Consider the following 17,086-nt stretch of genomic DNA (forward strand, 5'->3'; position numbering starts at 1 on the left):
ACAATCACCTCCTCTTTTAAATTTTTTGATGTATTACATGAAAGGAAATTTAAATTTTCCTTTCTTAGCAAAGTTAGGATTTGAAAATTGCTTCATCATCCTTTTCATGTCTTCAAACTGTTTCAAAAGCCTGTTTACATCTTGAACAGTGGTGCCTGACCCCATCGCAATTCGTCTTTTTCTGCTGGAATTAATAATGCTTGGATCTTGGCGTTCTTCTTTTGTCATGGAATTTATGATTGCTTCTATTTTTTTAAGTTCCTTCTCGCCAGCATCAAAATCCACATCACCCTTTAATTTAATGCCGGGTATCATGGAAATAATCTGAGATAAAGGTCCCATCTTCTTTATTTGCTTTAGCTGGTCTAAAAAGTCTTCAAGAGTAAACTGCATGCTTCTGAGCTTTTTTTCAAGCTCCTCAGCCTTTTTCTGGTCAATAGCTTCCTGAGCTTTCTCTATTAAAGTCAAAATATCTCCCATTCCAAGTATCCTTGATGCCATCCTGTCGGGATGAAAAGCCTCTAAATCTTCCATCTTCTCACCAACACCGGCAAACTTTATTGGTTTGCCAGTTATAGCTTTGACAGAAAGAGCAGCTCCTCCTCGCGTATCACCGTCAAGTTTTGTCATAATAATTCCATCTATGCCAAGCTGCTCATTGAAAGCTGTAGCAACATTCACAGCATCTTGTCCTGTCATGGCATCTAATACCAGCAAAATTTCTGTCGGCTTTATTGCATTTTTGATACTAACCAGCTCGTCCATAAGTTCTTGATTTATATGAAGTCTTCCTGCAGTGTCAACAATGGCAACATCGCACCTGCTTGCCTTTGCAAACTCAATGCCTTCCTTTGCTATCTTAACAGCATCTTTGCTGTTGTAGTCTGCAAAACATTTTACCCCTACTTTTTGTGCTACAACTTCTAATTGCTTTATTGCAGCAGGTCTGTATATATCACAGGCAACAAGCAAAGGGTTTTTGCCCTGCTTTTTTAAAAGCCCGGCAAGCTTTCCAGCTGTGGTGGTCTTACCAGAACCTTGAAGACCAACCATCATATAGATGGAAAATCCGCTTGGTGAAAATGTAAGTTTTGTGTCACTTCCGCCCAAAAGCCTTACCATCTCGTCGTACACAATTTTTATCACCTGCTGAGCAGGCGTGAGGCTCTCTAAAACTTCTTCTCCCACAGCCTTTTGTGTCACAGTGTTGATAAAATCTTTTACCACTTTGTAGTTTACATCAGCCTCTAAAAGGGCAAGTTTCACTTCTTTCATAGCGTCTTTGATATCCTTTTCTGTGAGCTTGCCCTTACCTCTCAGTCTTTTGAAAACATCCTGTAACTTTTCAGAAAGACTACTAAACATCTTCTTGCCACTCCTGAATACTATTTATTATACTCATAATCTCTTCATCTTTATATCTCTCGTATATTCTCCTTAGTTTCTGTAGGACCTCTTCAATTATGCTCCTGTTCTTATAGTACTTGTCTGCCAGTTTCAGCTTTGCCTCGTACCTTTTCAAGGCTATTTCTGCTTTTCTAAATGCATCAAAAACACCCTGCCGTGATATGCCAAGTTCTTTTGATATCTCTCCCAAGGTTAAATCTTCATTTACATACAGCTCTATAATCTTTTTTTGTCTTTCGGTCAAAAAGTCCTTATAAAAATCGTAAAGAAGGCTCAAATATACCTTATTTTCTTGCTGCATTTTTAATTTCATCTCTCTGTAAAGTTTAAAAACTTGACACTATTATATGATAATAAATCTGAAGTGTTTTGTCAAAAATTTTTGAGGACTATGTTAAAATCCAAACTCCCCTAACAGCATTTTTGTGTTATAATACAATCTGTTATAAACTAATAAAATAAACAACTTATAATGCTAAACCAAAACGCAACTTAGCATGAAAGGAGTAAAAAGATGGTAAGAGTCAGATTTGCACCAAGTCCGACCGGTCAGCTTCACATAGGCGGTGCAAGGACAGCACTTTTTAACTATCTATTTGCCAAAAAACACAATGGAAAATTTATCTTACGTATAGAAGACACTGATCTTGAGAGGTCAAGAAAAGAGTGGGCAGAAGGTATTATGAAAAGCTTAAAGTGGCTTGGAATTGAATGGGATGAAGGTCCTGATGTTGGCGGTGAATTTGGACCGTACTTTCAATCTCAGAGAAAGGAAATTTATCTTGAGTACATTCAAAAACTTTTAGAAGAAGGAAAGGCTTATTACTGTTTTTGTACACAGGAAGAGATAGAAAGAGAAAGAGAAATTGCAAGGCAGCAAAAGATACCGTACAAGTACAGCAAAAAGTGCAGGAACATCAGTTTAGAAGAAGCAAAAAAGAGAATCGAAAACGGTGAAAAGGCAGTTGTTAGAATAAAAGCACCGGTAGAAGGAACAACAGTTGTGCATGATATCATTCGTGGAGATGTTGAATTTTCAAATGACCAGTTAGATGACTTTATAATCTTAAAGTCTGATGGAAATCCAACATACAACTTTGTTTGTGTAATTGATGATTATCTTATGAAAATATCGCATGTTATAAGGGCTGAAGAGCATCTTTCGAACACCCCAAAACAGCTAATAATATATGAAGCCTTAAATATTCAGCCGCCGCAGTTTGCACATGTTCCCATGATTCTGGCACCTGACAGAAGCAAGCTGAGCAAAAGACACGGTGCAACTTCAGTTGAAGAGTTTTTCGAAAATGGATACTTAAAAGAAGCAATTGTCAATTACCTTTTGCTCCTTGGCTGGTCACCTGGCGAAGACAGAACCATTATCTCCCTTGAGGAAGCTATACAGAAGTTTGAACTTGAAAAGGTTTCAAAAAATGCAGCTATTTATGATATAAACAAGCTTACTTGGATAAACGGGTACTACCTTAAAGAAATAGATCTTGATGATTTGTATGAGAGAATGAAATATTTTTATTCCAAAAAAGGAATTGATATATCAAGCTTTGATAAAGAATATGTAAAATCTGTTTTAAAGCTTGTGCGCGAAAAAGTCAAAACACTTGTTGAAGTAGTTAGTGCAAGCACTTACTTTTTTGATTCCAATTATGAATATGAACAAAAGGGTGTGGAAAAATATTTTACGGCTGATAACCTAAAATGCCTTCAACTTCTTCTTGATGATTTAAAAAATGTACAACCTTTTTCAGCAGAAGAAATTGAAAAACTTGTGAGGTCAAAAGCTGAAGAATTTAATACAAAAGCTGCAAATCTTATTCATACAATAAGGATGTGCATAAGCGGAAGAACTGTAACACCTGGTCTTTTCGAGATGATGGAAGTACTTGGAAAAGATGAGGTTATCCGCAGGATAGAAAAAACTTTGAAGATATTTGCATAAAAAACAAAAAGGGTTGGAAAGAAGGATAAAGCCGTCTTCCAACCCTTTTTATTTTTCAGTTTCTCTTTAGTCCTCTTCATAGCCATGAGGGTGCTTTGAGTGCCACTTCCAAGCAGTAGAGATTATAATATCGAGACTGTTGTACTTTTGCTGCCATCCAAGAAGCTTTTGAGCCTTCTGAGATGATGCAACCAAGATTGAAGGATCGCCTGCTCGTCTTGGTCCAATTTCATATGGGATTTTCTTGCCAACAACTTCGCTTGCCTTTTCGATTACTTCCATTACAGAAAATCCCATCCCATTTCCCAGATTAAATATCCCACTTTTATCGTACTTCTCCAAATACTCCATAGCCTTTAGATGCGCATCGCAAAGGTCAACAACATGGATGTAGTCCCTTATACAAGTGCCATCTTTTGTATTGTAATCATTGCCATATACAATAACCTTTTCACGAATACCAAGCGCTGTTTGAAGCACTATTGGAATAAGGTGTGTCTCAGGATTGTGGTCTTCTCCAATAATCCCGTCGGGGTGGCTACCCGCAACGTTGAAATACCTCAGTGACACAAATTTTAGCCCATAGGCAATATCCATCCATTTTAGCATCTTTTCAATTGCAAGTTTTGTCTCACCATAAGGATTTGTAGGCTGGGTTTTGTCCTCTTCAAGTATAGGGATGTTTTCTGGTTCTCCATAGACGGCAGCTGTTGAAGAAAACACAAGTTTTTTTACATTGTGTTTTATCATTGTGTCAACAAGGTTGAGAGTACCATAAACGTTGTTGTAGTAATACTTTATAGGATTCTGAACGCTCTCTCCCACCAAAGAAGACGCAGCAAAATGGATAACTGCCGAGATGTCATTTTCAGCAAATACTTTTTCCAAAAATTCTTTGTCTTTGAGGTCACCACAATAAAACTTTCCGCCCAAAACGGCTTTCTTGTGACCTTTTTCAAGGTTGTCAATAACGACAACATCATATCCCTTTTCAAGCAAAAGCCAAACCATATGGCTTCCAATATACCCTGCTCCACCTGTAACCAAAATCATCTTTGTATCAATCCTCTCTTTATAAAAGAATTTTTAAATTTCTATCTCCCTTGCGCCATCGTCAATCTCAAATGTGTAAAAATCTGCTTTGAGACCTGTCTTTGCACAATAGTTTTCCCCTACTTTTCTTACAAACTCTTCTATAGCATCCTTATGAACAATTGAAACTGTGCAACCACCAAAACCAGCACCTGTCATTCGTGTACCAATTACACCTTCTATTTTTAGAGCTTCATCAAAAAGTGTATCAAGCTCAAGTCCTGTTACCTCATAGTCGCCTCTTAGCGATATATGAGATTGTATCATAAGCTTGCCAAAACCTTCAAGCTCTCCCTTCTGCAAAACATCAATGGATTTTAAAACTCTGTCGTTTTCGTACACAACATGTCTCACTCTTTTTAGGATTATTTCGTCATCAATTAAATCTTTGTACTTTTCAAACGTCTCAACGTCAAGCTCGCCAAGGCACGAAATGTTAAGTTCCTTTTTCAAAAGTTCAAGCCCTTTTTCGCACTGAGACCTTCTTTCATTGTATTTTGATTCTGCAAGACTTCTTTTCTTGTTAGTGTTGCTGATGACAATCTTGTAATCACCAAGTTTTAAAGGTACATACCTGTACTCCATAGTGCGTGTGTTGAGAAAAATGGCATGGTCTTTTTTCCCAAGACTTGAAGCAAACTGATCCATAATACCACAGTTTACCCCAACAAACCTGTTCTCAGCCCTCTGACATATAAAGCTAAGTTCAACCTTGTCAATTGGCTTGTTATTGAATAGGGAGTAAACTGCAATTCCAGTTGCACACTCAATTGCAGCAGATGATGAAAGCCCTGCTCCGTGCGGTACAGTGTCGTGAAAGAGCATGTCAAGACCTCCAACTTCATATCCTGCCTCTTTCAGCTCTTTTACCACACCAAGTTGATAGTTCCCCCACCTGATATTTTTATACTCATCAATCTTATCGATGTCTGCTTCAACAAGCTCTTTTAGGTCTGTTGCATACAAGCAAATTTTTTTGTCGTTTCTTTTTCGAGCAAGAACGGTGGTACCAACATTGAGTGCCGCAGGGAAAACATACCCACCGTTGTAGTCTGTGTGCTCACCGATTAGGTTTACTCTCCCACTTGAGAAAAAACATCTGATAGGCTCTTTATTTTCGCCATACACATCTTTGAACATCTTCAAAAGTTCTTCAATCTTCATTTACTGCTTCCTCCTTGCATCTTTTGCATAAATCTTTTATAAGCCTGTCTCAGCTCTTCTGCCTTTTCCTCGGGTGAGGTGGTGTTACACGGTGCCCATGCCCCTGTTTCACTCGACGCATTGAACTTTTGCTTATCTTTTGACCGCATAGGCGGGTAAAACTCTACATGAAAATGATAAAATCTAGAATAATCCTCATCGACATTGACAGGAAGCTGATGCATACACATCATGTACGGGAACTGATAGTCAAAAAGACTGTCCAAAGTTCCTGTTGTTTCTTTTAATATCTTTGCAAAGCTGTCTTTTTCTTCTTCTGTAAGGTCAGCAATCGTCCCCACATGTCGTTTTGGAGATATAAACACACCATAAGGATATTCAGTAAAGAAAGGCAGGTATGTTACAAAATGGTCATTTTCTATGATTATTCTCTTTTTAAACTCCATCTCTTCTCTGTCAATCCTGCAGATTAAACACTCACCATGCTGCTCATAGTGCATCTTAGCACTTTCAAGTTCACGTAAGATTTTTAGTGGTATCCATGAATATCCATATATCTGACCATGTGGATGCGGCATTGTGACACCCACTACCTCGCCTCTGTTTTCAAAGATGAATATAAACTTTATGTTTTTATCTTTCTTTAGAGTTTCAAATCTCTCAACCCACAGGTCCACAAGCTTTCTTATATGAGAGACCTCAAGCTCGGGCAGTGTTATCGTGTGATTTGGAGAGTATAAAATCACCTCACATTTTCCATATGCGGGTGCAACCTTATAAAAAGACGTAGCAACATCATCTGGTTGTGGTGGATTTTGCATTAAAGCTGGAAAATCGTTATCATACTCCAAAACATCATAACTTTCTGGAACTTTGCCAGAGCCAGGACAAAACGGGCACCAGTCTTTGGGCATCTGAGGTCTTTCCTGTCTGTGCGATGCAATCATTACCCAGTCACGCAAAAGAGGATTCCATCTGAGTTCTGCCATTTTTTCTCCCCCACATCAAATAAAATTTTTTCTCCTTTCTTCCTAATTTTCATTCTAAAAAAAAAGAAGTGCAATTTGAATGCACTTCTTTTCTATGTATTAGCATTTTTTTTAGATGTATCGTAAATATATTTATCTTTCTTGTAATTCATTGGAGACACTCCATACTTTCTTTTAAACAATCTGCTAAAATAGTTCTGGTCTTCTATTCCTACCATCTTTGAGATTTCTCCAATCGGAAGGTCTGTTGTTTCTATGAGCTCTTTTGATTTTTTGAGCCTTATATTAATGAGGTATTCCTTGAATGTCACACCAAGCTGCTTTTTAAAAAGATAACTCAAGTAAGTTGGTGACAAGTACACCATTTTAGCCAAATCGTCAAGTGTTATCTCTTCCATATAATGATTTTTGATATATTCAATTATCCTTTCAATTGACGAAAGAGAAGAAATTCTTATCATCTCTGAGTCTATAATGTATTTTGCCACTATGTGCATCATATCAAGTACACTTTTTAGTTTTTCCTGGTCAATGAAGGTAAGCTTGAAAAAGCTCTCTCTTGCTCTTTGTATATCAACTGGCTGACCGTCTAATTTTTTTGCAATTTGTTCCCACATCTTTTCTGATGGCGGCTCTAAAAGAATCTGACCAATAAAAAGTGAACCTATATAGCTTGTGTTGAAAAACAGGGGAATAACAGCCTCAATAAGCCCCATGTGACATCTGTAAACATGTATACCCTTTTTCTTTTGAGCAGTCTGTGCACCGTTCAAATCAGATTCCCTGCACGCTTCACCATTTTTGTAATAGTTTTTCATGATGGTGCAGAACTCGCACGTGCCTTTCTTTTTATTCTCAACCCATTTGTTGTCAGCTGTCAAAAAGTTTGCTGAGATTCCTGTGATGTAAGAAAAGTTGTCTAAAACCGAAATCAAATCGTCATACTTGATAATCTCTTTAAAATCCATATCCTTTTTACACCCTCTATAATCTTAATCAATACAGACCACTTTGATACCATTTTGCATGAAAATATCTGCTGTGATGCCACTTCCTTCAGCCAGTTTTCCTGAAAAGCTTCCATCATAGATTTTGCCACAGCCACAAGAAGGACTTTTAGACTTTAAAAATGCAATTTGTGCACCGAAAAACCTTGCAAGCTTTAAAGCTTCATACGCACCTTTATAAAAATTATCGGTAAAATCCCTACCTGTTATATCTATAACCCTGCCATCTTTTATCTCACAGGGATTTCGTGGTGTTGGAAGTCCACCAAGCTGTTCAGGACAAATGGGAATAAGAATGTACTCATTTTTCAATCTTTCAACAACTTCTTCTCTCAAATTGTTTGTCCCATCATATTTTGTGTTAAGACCTATAAGGCAGCTGCTAATAAGTGCATACCTCATTTTTTACCCTTCTCCTGCAATATTGCCTCTTCCATAAACTTAATTATGGCATACTGGACCTGCTTTACTCCCATGCCAGACTTGGCAGAAAATTGGTAAAACAGTTCCTTTTCAATCCCCAGTTCTTTTGAAATAAGCTCTGTATTTTTTGCAAGTTCATTATTCGAAAGTTTATCACACTTTGTTAGTACAATCATAATGGGAATTTCTTTTTTGTCAAAAAAGCCAAGCATAATTTTATCATCTTCTGTGGGAAGATGTCTTGAATCTAAAAGCAAAACAGAAAGTTTTAGCTCCTGCCTTTCAAGCAGGTACTCCTCAATCATTGTTCTCCATCTTCGTTTTTCCTCTTTTGAAACCTCAGCATAACCATAACCTGGAAGATCCACAACCCTGAACTTGTTGTCTATATTGAAAAAATTGATTGTTCGGGTTTTACCCGGGGTTGACCCAACCTTTGCAAGCTTGTCTTTGAACACGGCATTTATAAAAGAAGATTTCCCCACGTTTGACCTTCCGCATATGCACATCTCTGGCATTTTAATCGGCGGATAGTCTTCTTTTTTCACAGCAACCTTTTCAAGCCTTGCATTGGAAAGATTGATTTTCAAATTAGCTTTCACCCCCTTTACTTTACAATTGCAATATCAAATACCTCATCAATTGTCTTTACAAATATAAAGTTCATATCTTTCTTCACATAGTCTTCAAGTTCATCCACATCCTTTTTGTTTTCAAAAGGCAGGATTACATTTTTAATACCCATTCTTTTTGCTGCTAAAACCTTCTCTTTTACCCCGCCAATTGGAAGTACCCTGCCGCTTAAAGTAATCTCACCTGTCATGGCAATATCGTATCTAACCTTTCTCTGTGACAGTGCCGAAACCATTGCAGTTGCCATTGTCACTCCGGCAGACGGCCCATCTTTTGGAATAGCACCTTCTGGAACATGAATGTGAATATCACACTCTTTATAAAAGTTTTCGTCAATCCCAAGATCCTTTGCCCTTGACCTTATAATGCTCACTGCAGCCTTTGCTGACTCTTTCATGACATCTCCAAGCTGGCCTGTGAGCTCCAATTTGCCACTCCCTGGCATCACAAGCGCTTCGACATAGAGTGTCTCACCGCCAAAAGGTGTCCATGCAAGGCCTGTTACAATTCCAACCCTGTCTTGTTCAATCAGCTCATCTCTTCTGTACTTTCGCACACCTAAATACTTTTCCAAATTTTTTTGAGTGACTCTTACCATTTTCTTGTTTTCTTCTAAAATCTCTTTGGCAACTCGTCGGCAAAGCCTTGCAATTTCTCTTTCTAAGTTTCTAACACCAGATTCACGCGTGTAGAATGTTATTATATCCCTAATAGCTTCTGTTTCACATCTTAGCTGAGATTTTTTGAGCCCGTTTTGTTCCATCTGCTTGGGCAAAAGATACCTTCTTGCAATCTCAAGCTTTTCTTCTTCAGTATAACCTGTAATCTCAATCACTTCAAGCCTGTCAAGTAAAGGTCTTGGGATTGTCTCAAGTGTGTTTGCTGTTGCAATAAACATTACCTCAGATAAATCAAACGGAATTTCAATATAATGGTCTCGGAACGCAAAGTTCTGTTCACTGTCCAAGACCTCTAAAAGCGCAGATGCAGGGTCACCTCTAAAATCGTGCGACATCTTGTCAATCTCATCCAAAAGTATAAGAGGGTTTTTTGTTTTTGCCTGACGAAGAGCATAAATAATTCTTCCTGGCATTGCTCCAACGTAGGTTTTCCTGTGTCCTCGTATCTCTGCTTCATCACGAAGACCACCAAGTGAAATTCTTACATAATTTCTGTTAAGTGCACGTGCTATCGACTTTGCAATTGATGTCTTCCCAACACCAGGTGGCCCCACCAGACACAAAATAGGTCCTTTCATGTCGTTTTTTAGTTTCCTTACAGCAATATACTCAAGTATCCTTTCTTTTACTTTTGTAAGCCCATAGTGGTCTTCATCAAGCACCTTTTTGACCACATTTATATCAATTTTCTCATCACTTCTTACATTCCATGGAAGGTCAACAATCCAGTCGAGGTACGTTCTTATAACCCCAACCTCGGGCGAGTTTGGCGGCAATTTCTCAAGCCTGTCTATTTCTTTGAACACCTTTTGAAGACTTTCTTCACTCAATCCTATCTTCTTTATCTGTTCTCTATATTCCTGGGCTTCAGAAAAAAGACTGTCTTTTTCCCCAAGTTCGCTCTGGATTGCCTTTAGTTGTTCTCTCAGATAATACTCTTTTTGTGTTTTATCAATCTGTTTTTTCACCTTGATAGCAATTTTTCTTTCAATTTCAATTATCTCTTTTTCCTTTAGTATCATCTCATATAGCTTTGCAAGTCTTTCTTTCAAGTCAACCTTCTCAAGTAAAAGCTGTTTATCTTCAAGCTTGACAACAACATTTGCGGCTATAACATCTGCAAGCTGGTCAGGGCTTTGAATTGTAGTGACAGACAAAATAGCATCAGGGGGAATTTTGTTTGTAAGTCTTGCAAACTCTTCAAATGCTCCAACCACATTTCTTATTAGTGCCTCTAATTCAGGGTCATCTTCTAACTTAATTTCATTTTCTTTATACTCTTCGACCTCAACCAAAAAATATGGGTCTGTTGATAAATATCTTATTACCCGTGCTCTGTAAAGACCTTCAACAAGTATCCTTGAAGTCTCGCTTGGCAGTTTTAACATCTGCTTTACCTTTGCAACTGTGCCAAATTGATACATATCATCCGGTGTTGGTTCTTCTTGTTTTGGATCTTTTTGAGAAAGAAGCAAAACAAGCTGGTCGTTTTCCATAGCTTGTTCTAATGCCTTAAGGGAAATCTGTCTTCCAACATCAAAGTGAAGCATCATGTATGGAAAAACCACAAGCCCACGCAGAGGAATCACTGGTATTGTTCTTGTAGATACTGTGCTGCTCAAATTTTATCTGCCTCCGTTTTTATAATTTTACTTCTGGGTGTATAATTATATTAAAAACTCTTCAAAGGAGCTAATTGCTAAGATGGAAAACTTGATAGACAAACTCATTCAAAATCCTATTATACCAGCTATAAGAGACAAAGCAATACTTGAATATGCAATAAATTCTGAGTGCAAAATCATTTTTCTTCTTCACTCTTCTATTTTAACCATAAAAGATGAAATTAATATGATAAAACAGAAAAACAAAATAGTTTTCGTCCACATAGACCTAATTGAAGGTGTGGGAAAAGACGAAAAAGGGATTGAGTTTGTGATAAACTGCGGTGCTGATGGTATTATATCAACAAGGCAAAACTTAATCAACCATGCTGCTTCTCTTTCTATACCTTGCGTTCAAAGAATATTTTTGATAGACTCACAGTCCATAACATCCGGTCTTAAGATAATTGAAAACTCTAAGCCAACACTAATTGAGGTATTGCCAGGTGTAATACCAAAAGCAATACAAAGGCTGGCTGTCTCAACCTCAGTCCCGATCATTGCAGGCGGGATGATTGAGACAAAAGAAGAGGTAATCCAGGCTCTGTCATCAGGAGCTGTAGCAATCTCAACAAGCAAACCTACCCTCTTTTCAATCATATGATGAGTCTTTTTTGCCAACCCTTCTTGTTGCAATAACATCAGCACCAGTATCAAGAATATTTTTCACAATCACACTTCCTATCTCAACTGGTGCTAATACTTCTATGCCTTTTAAGATTGAGATAGCTTCAAAAATCTTCTCCTTAGGAATAGGTAGGTTAGTTCGAACAGGCACAAAATCTATCTCACCATTTTTAACATGGACTGTGGTTGTAAGAATTCTTTTAGGGTTTATAAACTCTTCTTTTGCCCACTCAAGCCCTCTTTTGCACCCAAATCCGGCAAACTCAAAAGTATCACCTTGTGCCTTTTTTTTAATCGTGCAGCCTCTCGGACAAAGAATGCATGTGACTTTACTTTTCTGCATCTTGGCTTCTTCTCTCCTTTTTAGTCTTTAAATGTTTTGCAATCTTATCACAATATCATTAGAAAAATCCAGCTGAGAGAGAATCTTTTGTGAAATTTCTATACTCTCCATCTCACCAGGTGTTAGAATGCTTTTTTTGATCTCAATAAGAATTTTGCCTGCATTGGAAATAGTCACAATAGCATCTTTATAGAAATTATCTACCCTAAATCTGAGAACAAAGGGCTGGACAAAGTTCTTGTTTAGCTTTTGCGGCACAACATATCTTATACCCTCTTTTGCCATTATATTTATATGAATGTTATTTTCAAAAAGCTCAGGGTGCTGAGAATATATTGCAGCATACCTTCCTGCTGTCTGTGCCTCTAATGTAACATTGTCAACAAGGTCATGAACATGAAGAACATTTCCACAGGCAAATATACCTTTTTGCGAGGTTGAAAATGTATTGTCAACAACTGGACCTCCTGTTCTCATATCAAGAACAACTCCAGCTTTTTTACTCAGTTCATTTTCAGGTATCAGCCCCACAGAAAATAGCACAGTGTCGCATTCGATAAACCTTTCTGTTGACGGAATTTCTTGCAGCTGAGAGTCCACCTTTGCAATTGTAACACCTTCAACTCTATACTTTCCGTGAATTTTGACAAGTTTGTGAGATAAAAGAAGAGGTATCCCAAAATCATCTAAGCATTGAACAATGTTTCTTCTTAGCCCTGTAGAGTAGGGCATTATCTCCACCACTGCCTTTACCTCTATCCCTTCTAAAGTAAGACGTCTTGCCATGATAAGACCTATATCCCCAGACCCAACAATTACCGCTTTTTTGCCAATCCTGTACCCTTCAATGTTTATAAACCTCTGAGCCTGACCTGCTGTGAAAATCCCCGCAGGTCTTGTTCCAGGTGTTATTATAGCACCTCTTGTTCTTTCTCTACATCCCATTGCAAGCACAATTGAATCTGCTTTTATCCTCTTAAGCCCTTTTTTATTGACAGCTACTATTTCCTTTTCTGGAGTTATGTCTATCACATGAGTTTCGGTAAGATACTCTATCCGATTTTCTACTACCTGCTCAACAAATCTGTGGGCATACTCAGGCCCTGTTAGTTCTTCCTTGAAATAGTGAAGTCCAAAGCCAGGATGAATACACTGGTTTAAAATCCCTCCTAAAAACTTGTCTCTCTCTATGATCAGCACTTTTTTATCATCCAAGCTCTTAAAACTTTCTAAAGCAGCCGCAAGCCCGGCTGGCCCACCACCTATGACAACTACTTTATATTTTTCCATCTCAGTCTTCCCACCTTTTCTCGGTCAGAATATAAGAGTTTTTCCCAAACTTTGTTATTTGAGTTTTGTCAATTTTTAGCTCCCTTGAAAGTATATCCATCACACGAGGTAGACAAAAACCGCCCTGGCACCTTCCCATCCCAGCTCTTATTCTTCTTTTGATGCTATCTAACGTCTTTGCCCCTCTTTTTATTGCCTCAACTATCTCATATTCAGACACAAGCTCACACCTGCACACAATGTTTCCAAAGCTCGGATGAAGTTTTATCATCTCCTCTCTTTCTTCATCAGAAAGTTCTGAAAACCTTTTTATATCTTTTCTATAAGGATTAAAATTAAGATTTCTTTTCGCGTTTAGCTTATCGCTAACCAGTTCAGCGATATACTTTCCTATTGCCAACGATGCGGTAAGACCTGGTGATTCAATTCCCGCAACGTTTATAAAGTTTTTGACATCTTCGTCTTCTTCAATGATAAAGTCATGAGTATCCGGTGTTGCTCTGATTCCCGAAAAGATTGTTATTACATCTCTCTTGCTCAGGCTTGGCAATACTTTCCTTGCCTTTTCAAATACCTCATCAAGCCCTTCTTGGGTTGTAGCTGTGTCATCCTTGCTATCTATATACTCAGAGTTTGGTCCAACAAGTACATTTCCATCTACAGTCGGGGTTACTAAGATTCCTTTTCCTTTTTCTGTGGGCACCTGAAAAATGACTCTGGCAACCGGCATTTTCTGTGGTTTGTCTAAGATGTAGTACTGTCCCCGTCTCGGATATATTTTGAAAAGCCTTGCTCCTGCCATTTTACTTATTTCATCTGCATGCACTCCTGCACAGTTTATTAAAACCTTGGTTTTTACAAAGCGGCTGTCCGCTGAATGAACCACAAAATAGTCTCCATCTTTTTCTATTTTGCAGACTTCAAAGCTGAATATCACATCTGCTCCATTTTGAATAGCATTTTCAAAAAGGGCGACTGTTAATTTATACGGATTTGTAATTCCAGAGTATGGAGCAAAAAGTGCTGCTTTTATGTTTCTGCTCAAATTCGGCTCATTTTCAAAAACCCACTCTTGACTTTTTATCTCAAGTCCTTTAACACCATTTCTTTTCCCTCTTTGCAAAAGTTCTTCCAATACATTTATCTCATAATCATCAAACGCAACCACAAGCGAACCAATCATCTTATACTCAACATCAAGTTCATTGCAAATATCTGCAAATATATTGTTCCCCTCAACATTGAATCTTGCCTTTTTGGTTCCCTCAATTGGGTCATAACCTGCGTGCACTATTCCAGAGTTTGCTTTGGACGCACCTTCTGCAACATCTTCCATCTTCTCAAGGCTACATACCTTTAATCTGTAACGTGTTAGCTCTCTTAAAATTGACATGCCAACAACTCCTGCTCCTATTACAGCAACATCATAAATTCTGCTCATATTATCACCCTTTTCAAAATATGGTAAATAAAAAGCCTGCAAATAGCCCCTTTTTGAAAGAAGCTATTTGCAGGCTCTCCACATCTCTTGCCAAGCTTTATTTTAAGACAATTCAATCAAAAAATCAATAAAAATTTTCAAAGACCCATTACAAACTCTATGTCTGGTCCATGCTGGTCAGAACATTATCAAAATAGTTTATATTGCACCTTTTCCCGTCCCAGTGAATACAGACTTCACAGCTTATATCACCTTTGTGAGAGTAACCACCATCGTTAAACTCTGGGCAGAGTTTGGCAACTGCTCTTTGCTGTTCCTTGCTTGCCATGTTTTTTATCACCCCTGGCTTGGTCTTAAAATACTTTCTATAATAAATAACTTTTCCTGTGAAGATGGTCTTTTATACGTCTTTAACACAAAATATGTGCTATAATTTATCTTAAAGCACAAATAGTATAGTACTGTGAAGGAGGCCTTGAAAATGAGCAAATTTTTCATGCCAACAAAGGTCATATTTGAAAAAGATGGTGTTTTGAAGAATAAAGACCTTTTCAAGCTTGGCAAAAGAGCCTTCATTGTGACATCTCCATCTTCTCTGATGAACGGCTCCTTAGAAGATGTAACAACTGTATTAAAGGAACTTTCAATTGAATATTCAATATACAGCAAAATCGCTCAAAATCCAAGCGTAGAACAGATAGATGAAGTTTCAAAATTGGCAAGAGAGTTTTCCCCAGACTTTATAATTGGAATTGGTGGAGGTTCTCCTCTTGACTCATCAAAGGCAGTGGCAGTGCTGTGTGCTGAAAAAAATCTAAAAGCTCAGGACCTTTTTGACTCAAAATTTGAAAAGTGCTTACCTATAGTTGCAATTCCAACAACATGTGGTACAGGAAGTGAAGTTACGCCATACTCAATCTTGACTTTGAAAACCATTGAAAACAAGAAAAGTTTTGCTTCAGAATTGATTTTCCCTAAACTGGCAATTGTTGATTATAAATATCTTCTAACATTGCCCTTTAATGTTATTGTAAATACCCTTTTTGACGCTCTTTCGCATGTTATTGAAGGATACCTTTCAAAAGCATCTGACAACATAATTGAAGCTTATACAAAAAAAGCTTTGAGTCTGTTTGCAAGTTCAAAAGATAATATAAAAGAAAACGCTCTAAAAGAAACTGACCTTGAAAAGTTTGCATGGATATCATTGATTGGGGGAATAATTATTGCACAAACAGGTACTTTAATTGTTCATCCTTTAGGGTACAACCTTACTTATTACCATGACATCCCACACGGAAGAGCCAATGCAATCTTACTTTCAAGCTTTTTGAGGCTTGAGAGCAAATATTTAAAAGAAGAAGTAAACTTTGCTTTAAACAACATGGGCTTTGAAAGCATAGATGAGTTTTCTGAGTTTGTAAGATTTTTTGTTAAAGACTCTATTCCAAAATTGCCAAGTGACAGGATAGAATATTATGCAAAAAGAGCACTTGAGTCTAAAAATGTAGCAAACTTAAGACATGCAATCTCGCTTGATGAAATGATAGATGTTTTGAAATCTTCGGTTGAGTAGTCAAAAATAAATTCATAGTTATACAATCGACTTACAGGGGTATAATATAATCAAGGAAATTGTTCTTGTAAAGGAGATGTTCGAATGGCAAAGCTACTGTATATAAAGGCTAATCCAAAGAGCGACCAAAGTTCAAGAACATTTATAATCTCGGAACATTTTATAAAGGTATACAAAGAATTTCATCCAAATGACCAGATTATTACTTTAGACCTTTACAAAGAAGGAATTCATTTTCTTTCTCAAGAGGACATCAACGATATCTTCGCTCCAAAGACTGAGGCATCAAAGCATCATCCTATTTTGAAGTATGCCTATCAGTTTGCTGATGCTGACAAGTATGTGTTTGCAGCACCTATGTGGAATTTGGGCATTCCTGCAATTCTCAAGGCATATATAGACTATATCACAGTCTCTGGAATAACCTTTAAATACACAGAACAAGGGGCTGTGGGACTTCTTCGTGGTAAAAAAGCAGTTCATATCATGGCAACAGGCGGTGAATACAAAACACCACCATTTTCGGACTTTGAGATGGCAAACAGGTACCTGAAAACAATTTTGGGTTTTATGGGAGTTGAGGATTTTCAGACAATAACAGCTCAGCGGCTTGACATCGTAGGTGAGGATGTAGAAAAGATTATCTCAAATGCGTTGAAAGAGGCTGAGGAGATAGCAAAAAGATTTTAAAAAGAAAATTTTGGGGACAGATTAAAACAGGGGCTGTCAAAAAAAGATAATTTGATAGCCCCTTTCTTGCAATACAAAGTGTTTGTTTATTTAATACTTTGAT

The 17,086-nt window shown here is 37.6% G+C and carries 17 protein-coding genes; 4 read left to right on the forward strand and 13 right to left on the reverse strand.

What is annotated here, in order from left to right; translation table 11 throughout:
- Nucleotides 1-33: 33 nt before the first annotated feature.
- Together ffh and ylxM are read right to left on the reverse strand one after the other, a co-directional pair.
- The gene (gene ffh / locus CALHY_RS08930) at nt 34-1,365 is read right to left on the reverse strand and encodes a signal recognition particle protein (protein ID WP_013403634.1); all 1,332 of its coding nucleotides are present in this window, start codon (nt 1,363-1,365) and stop codon (nt 34-36) included.
- Entirely contained in the window at nt 1,358-1,708 is a 351-nt protein-coding gene (ylxM, locus tag CALHY_RS08935; protein WP_013403635.1) for a YlxM family DNA-binding protein, read from the reverse strand. The genes ffh and ylxM overlap by 8 nt, the downstream gene beginning before the upstream one ends.
- A gap of 213 nt (nt 1,709-1,921) precedes the next feature.
- On the opposite strand from ylxM, the gene gltX reads away from it, so the two are divergent.
- A complete protein-coding gene (gene gltX / locus CALHY_RS08940) occupies nt 1,922-3,364 on the forward strand; it encodes a glutamate--tRNA ligase (RefSeq protein ID WP_013403636.1) in 1,443 nt (480 codons plus the stop codon).
- A gap of 66 nt (nt 3,365-3,430) precedes the next feature.
- Here the strand turns inward: gltX and galE are convergent, their stop codons facing one another.
- The 7 genes from galE to lon all read right to left on the reverse strand — a co-directional run bounded on the left by galE (nt 3,431) and on the right by lon (nt 10,974).
- Nucleotides 3,431-4,417, reverse strand: coding sequence for a UDP-glucose 4-epimerase GalE (gene galE, locus CALHY_RS08945; RefSeq protein WP_013403637.1), 987 nt, complete (start codon nt 4,415-4,417; stop codon nt 3,431-3,433).
- A gap of 33 nt (nt 4,418-4,450) precedes the next feature.
- Entirely contained in the window at nt 4,451-5,620 is a 1,170-nt protein-coding gene (locus CALHY_RS08950) for a galactokinase (RefSeq protein ID WP_013403638.1), read from the reverse strand.
- Nucleotides 5,617-6,609: a galactose-1-phosphate uridylyltransferase gene (gene galT, locus CALHY_RS08955; protein ID WP_013403639.1), complete on the reverse strand. Its 993-nt coding sequence runs from the start codon at nt 6,607-6,609 to the stop codon at nt 5,617-5,619. Before galT ends, CALHY_RS08950 begins: the two co-directional genes overlap by 4 nt.
- 92 nt (nt 6,610-6,701) lie before the next feature.
- The gene (locus CALHY_RS08960) at nt 6,702-7,577 is read right to left on the reverse strand and encodes a PocR ligand-binding domain-containing protein (protein ID WP_013403640.1); all 876 of its coding nucleotides are present in this window, start codon (nt 7,575-7,577) and stop codon (nt 6,702-6,704) included.
- Between the two features lie 24 nt (nt 7,578-7,601).
- The gene (locus CALHY_RS08965) at nt 7,602-8,018 is read right to left on the reverse strand and encodes a DUF523 domain-containing protein (protein ID WP_013403641.1); all 417 of its coding nucleotides are present in this window, start codon (nt 8,016-8,018) and stop codon (nt 7,602-7,604) included.
- Nucleotides 8,015-8,629: a ribosome biogenesis GTP-binding protein YihA/YsxC gene (gene yihA, locus CALHY_RS08970; RefSeq protein ID WP_013403642.1), complete on the reverse strand. Its 615-nt coding sequence runs from the start codon at nt 8,627-8,629 to the stop codon at nt 8,015-8,017. The genes CALHY_RS08965 and yihA overlap by 4 nt, the downstream gene beginning before the upstream one ends.
- Before the next feature lie 17 nt (nt 8,630-8,646).
- Nucleotides 8,647-10,974, reverse strand: a complete 2,328-nt coding sequence (gene lon / locus CALHY_RS08975; protein WP_013403643.1) for an endopeptidase La — start codon at nt 10,972-10,974, stop codon at nt 8,647-8,649.
- A gap of 82 nt (nt 10,975-11,056) precedes the next feature.
- On the opposite strand from lon, the gene CALHY_RS08980 reads away from it, so the two are divergent.
- Nucleotides 11,057-11,620, forward strand: a complete 564-nt coding sequence (locus tag CALHY_RS08980) for a glycerol-3-phosphate responsive antiterminator (protein ID WP_013403644.1) — start codon at nt 11,057-11,059, stop codon at nt 11,618-11,620.
- Here the strand turns inward: CALHY_RS08980 and CALHY_RS08985 are convergent.
- From CALHY_RS08985 to CALHY_RS13755, 4 genes are all read right to left on the reverse strand, one after another.
- Nucleotides 11,609-11,986: a DUF1667 domain-containing protein gene (locus tag CALHY_RS08985; protein WP_013403645.1), complete on the reverse strand. Its 378-nt coding sequence runs from the start codon at nt 11,984-11,986 to the stop codon at nt 11,609-11,611. The genes CALHY_RS08980 and CALHY_RS08985 overlap by 12 nt on opposite strands.
- Before the next feature lie 27 nt (nt 11,987-12,013).
- Complete coding sequence (locus tag CALHY_RS08990) at nt 12,014-13,276, reverse strand: NAD(P)/FAD-dependent oxidoreductase (protein ID WP_013403646.1); 1,263 nt, start codon at nt 13,274-13,276, stop codon at nt 12,014-12,016.
- 1 nt (nt 13,277) lies between these two features.
- A complete protein-coding gene (locus CALHY_RS08995; protein WP_013403647.1) occupies nt 13,278-14,717 on the reverse strand; it encodes an NAD(P)/FAD-dependent oxidoreductase in 1,440 nt (479 codons plus the stop codon).
- A 157-nt stretch (nt 14,718-14,874) separates the two neighbouring features.
- A complete protein-coding gene (locus CALHY_RS13755; protein WP_013403648.1) occupies nt 14,875-15,045 on the reverse strand; it encodes a hypothetical protein in 171 nt (56 codons plus the stop codon).
- Nucleotides 15,046-15,198: 153 nt separating this feature from the next.
- Here CALHY_RS13755 and CALHY_RS09000 point away from each other — a divergent pair, with 153 nt between their 5' ends.
- Together CALHY_RS09000 and CALHY_RS09005 are read left to right on the forward strand one after the other, a co-directional pair.
- Nucleotides 15,199-16,293: an iron-containing alcohol dehydrogenase family protein gene (locus CALHY_RS09000; protein WP_013403649.1), complete on the forward strand. Its 1,095-nt coding sequence runs from the start codon at nt 15,199-15,201 to the stop codon at nt 16,291-16,293.
- An 84-nt stretch (nt 16,294-16,377) separates the two neighbouring features.
- Complete coding sequence (locus CALHY_RS09005) at nt 16,378-16,983, forward strand: FMN-dependent NADH-azoreductase (RefSeq protein ID WP_013403650.1); 606 nt, start codon at nt 16,378-16,380, stop codon at nt 16,981-16,983.
- The last annotated feature ends 103 nt before the right edge of the window (nt 16,984-17,086 follow it).

Origin of the sequence: Caldicellulosiruptor hydrothermalis 108, from assembly GCF_000166355.1 — a bacterium.
GTDB lineage: Bacteria > Bacillota > Thermoanaerobacteria > Caldicellulosiruptorales > Caldicellulosiruptoraceae > Caldicellulosiruptor > Caldicellulosiruptor hydrothermalis.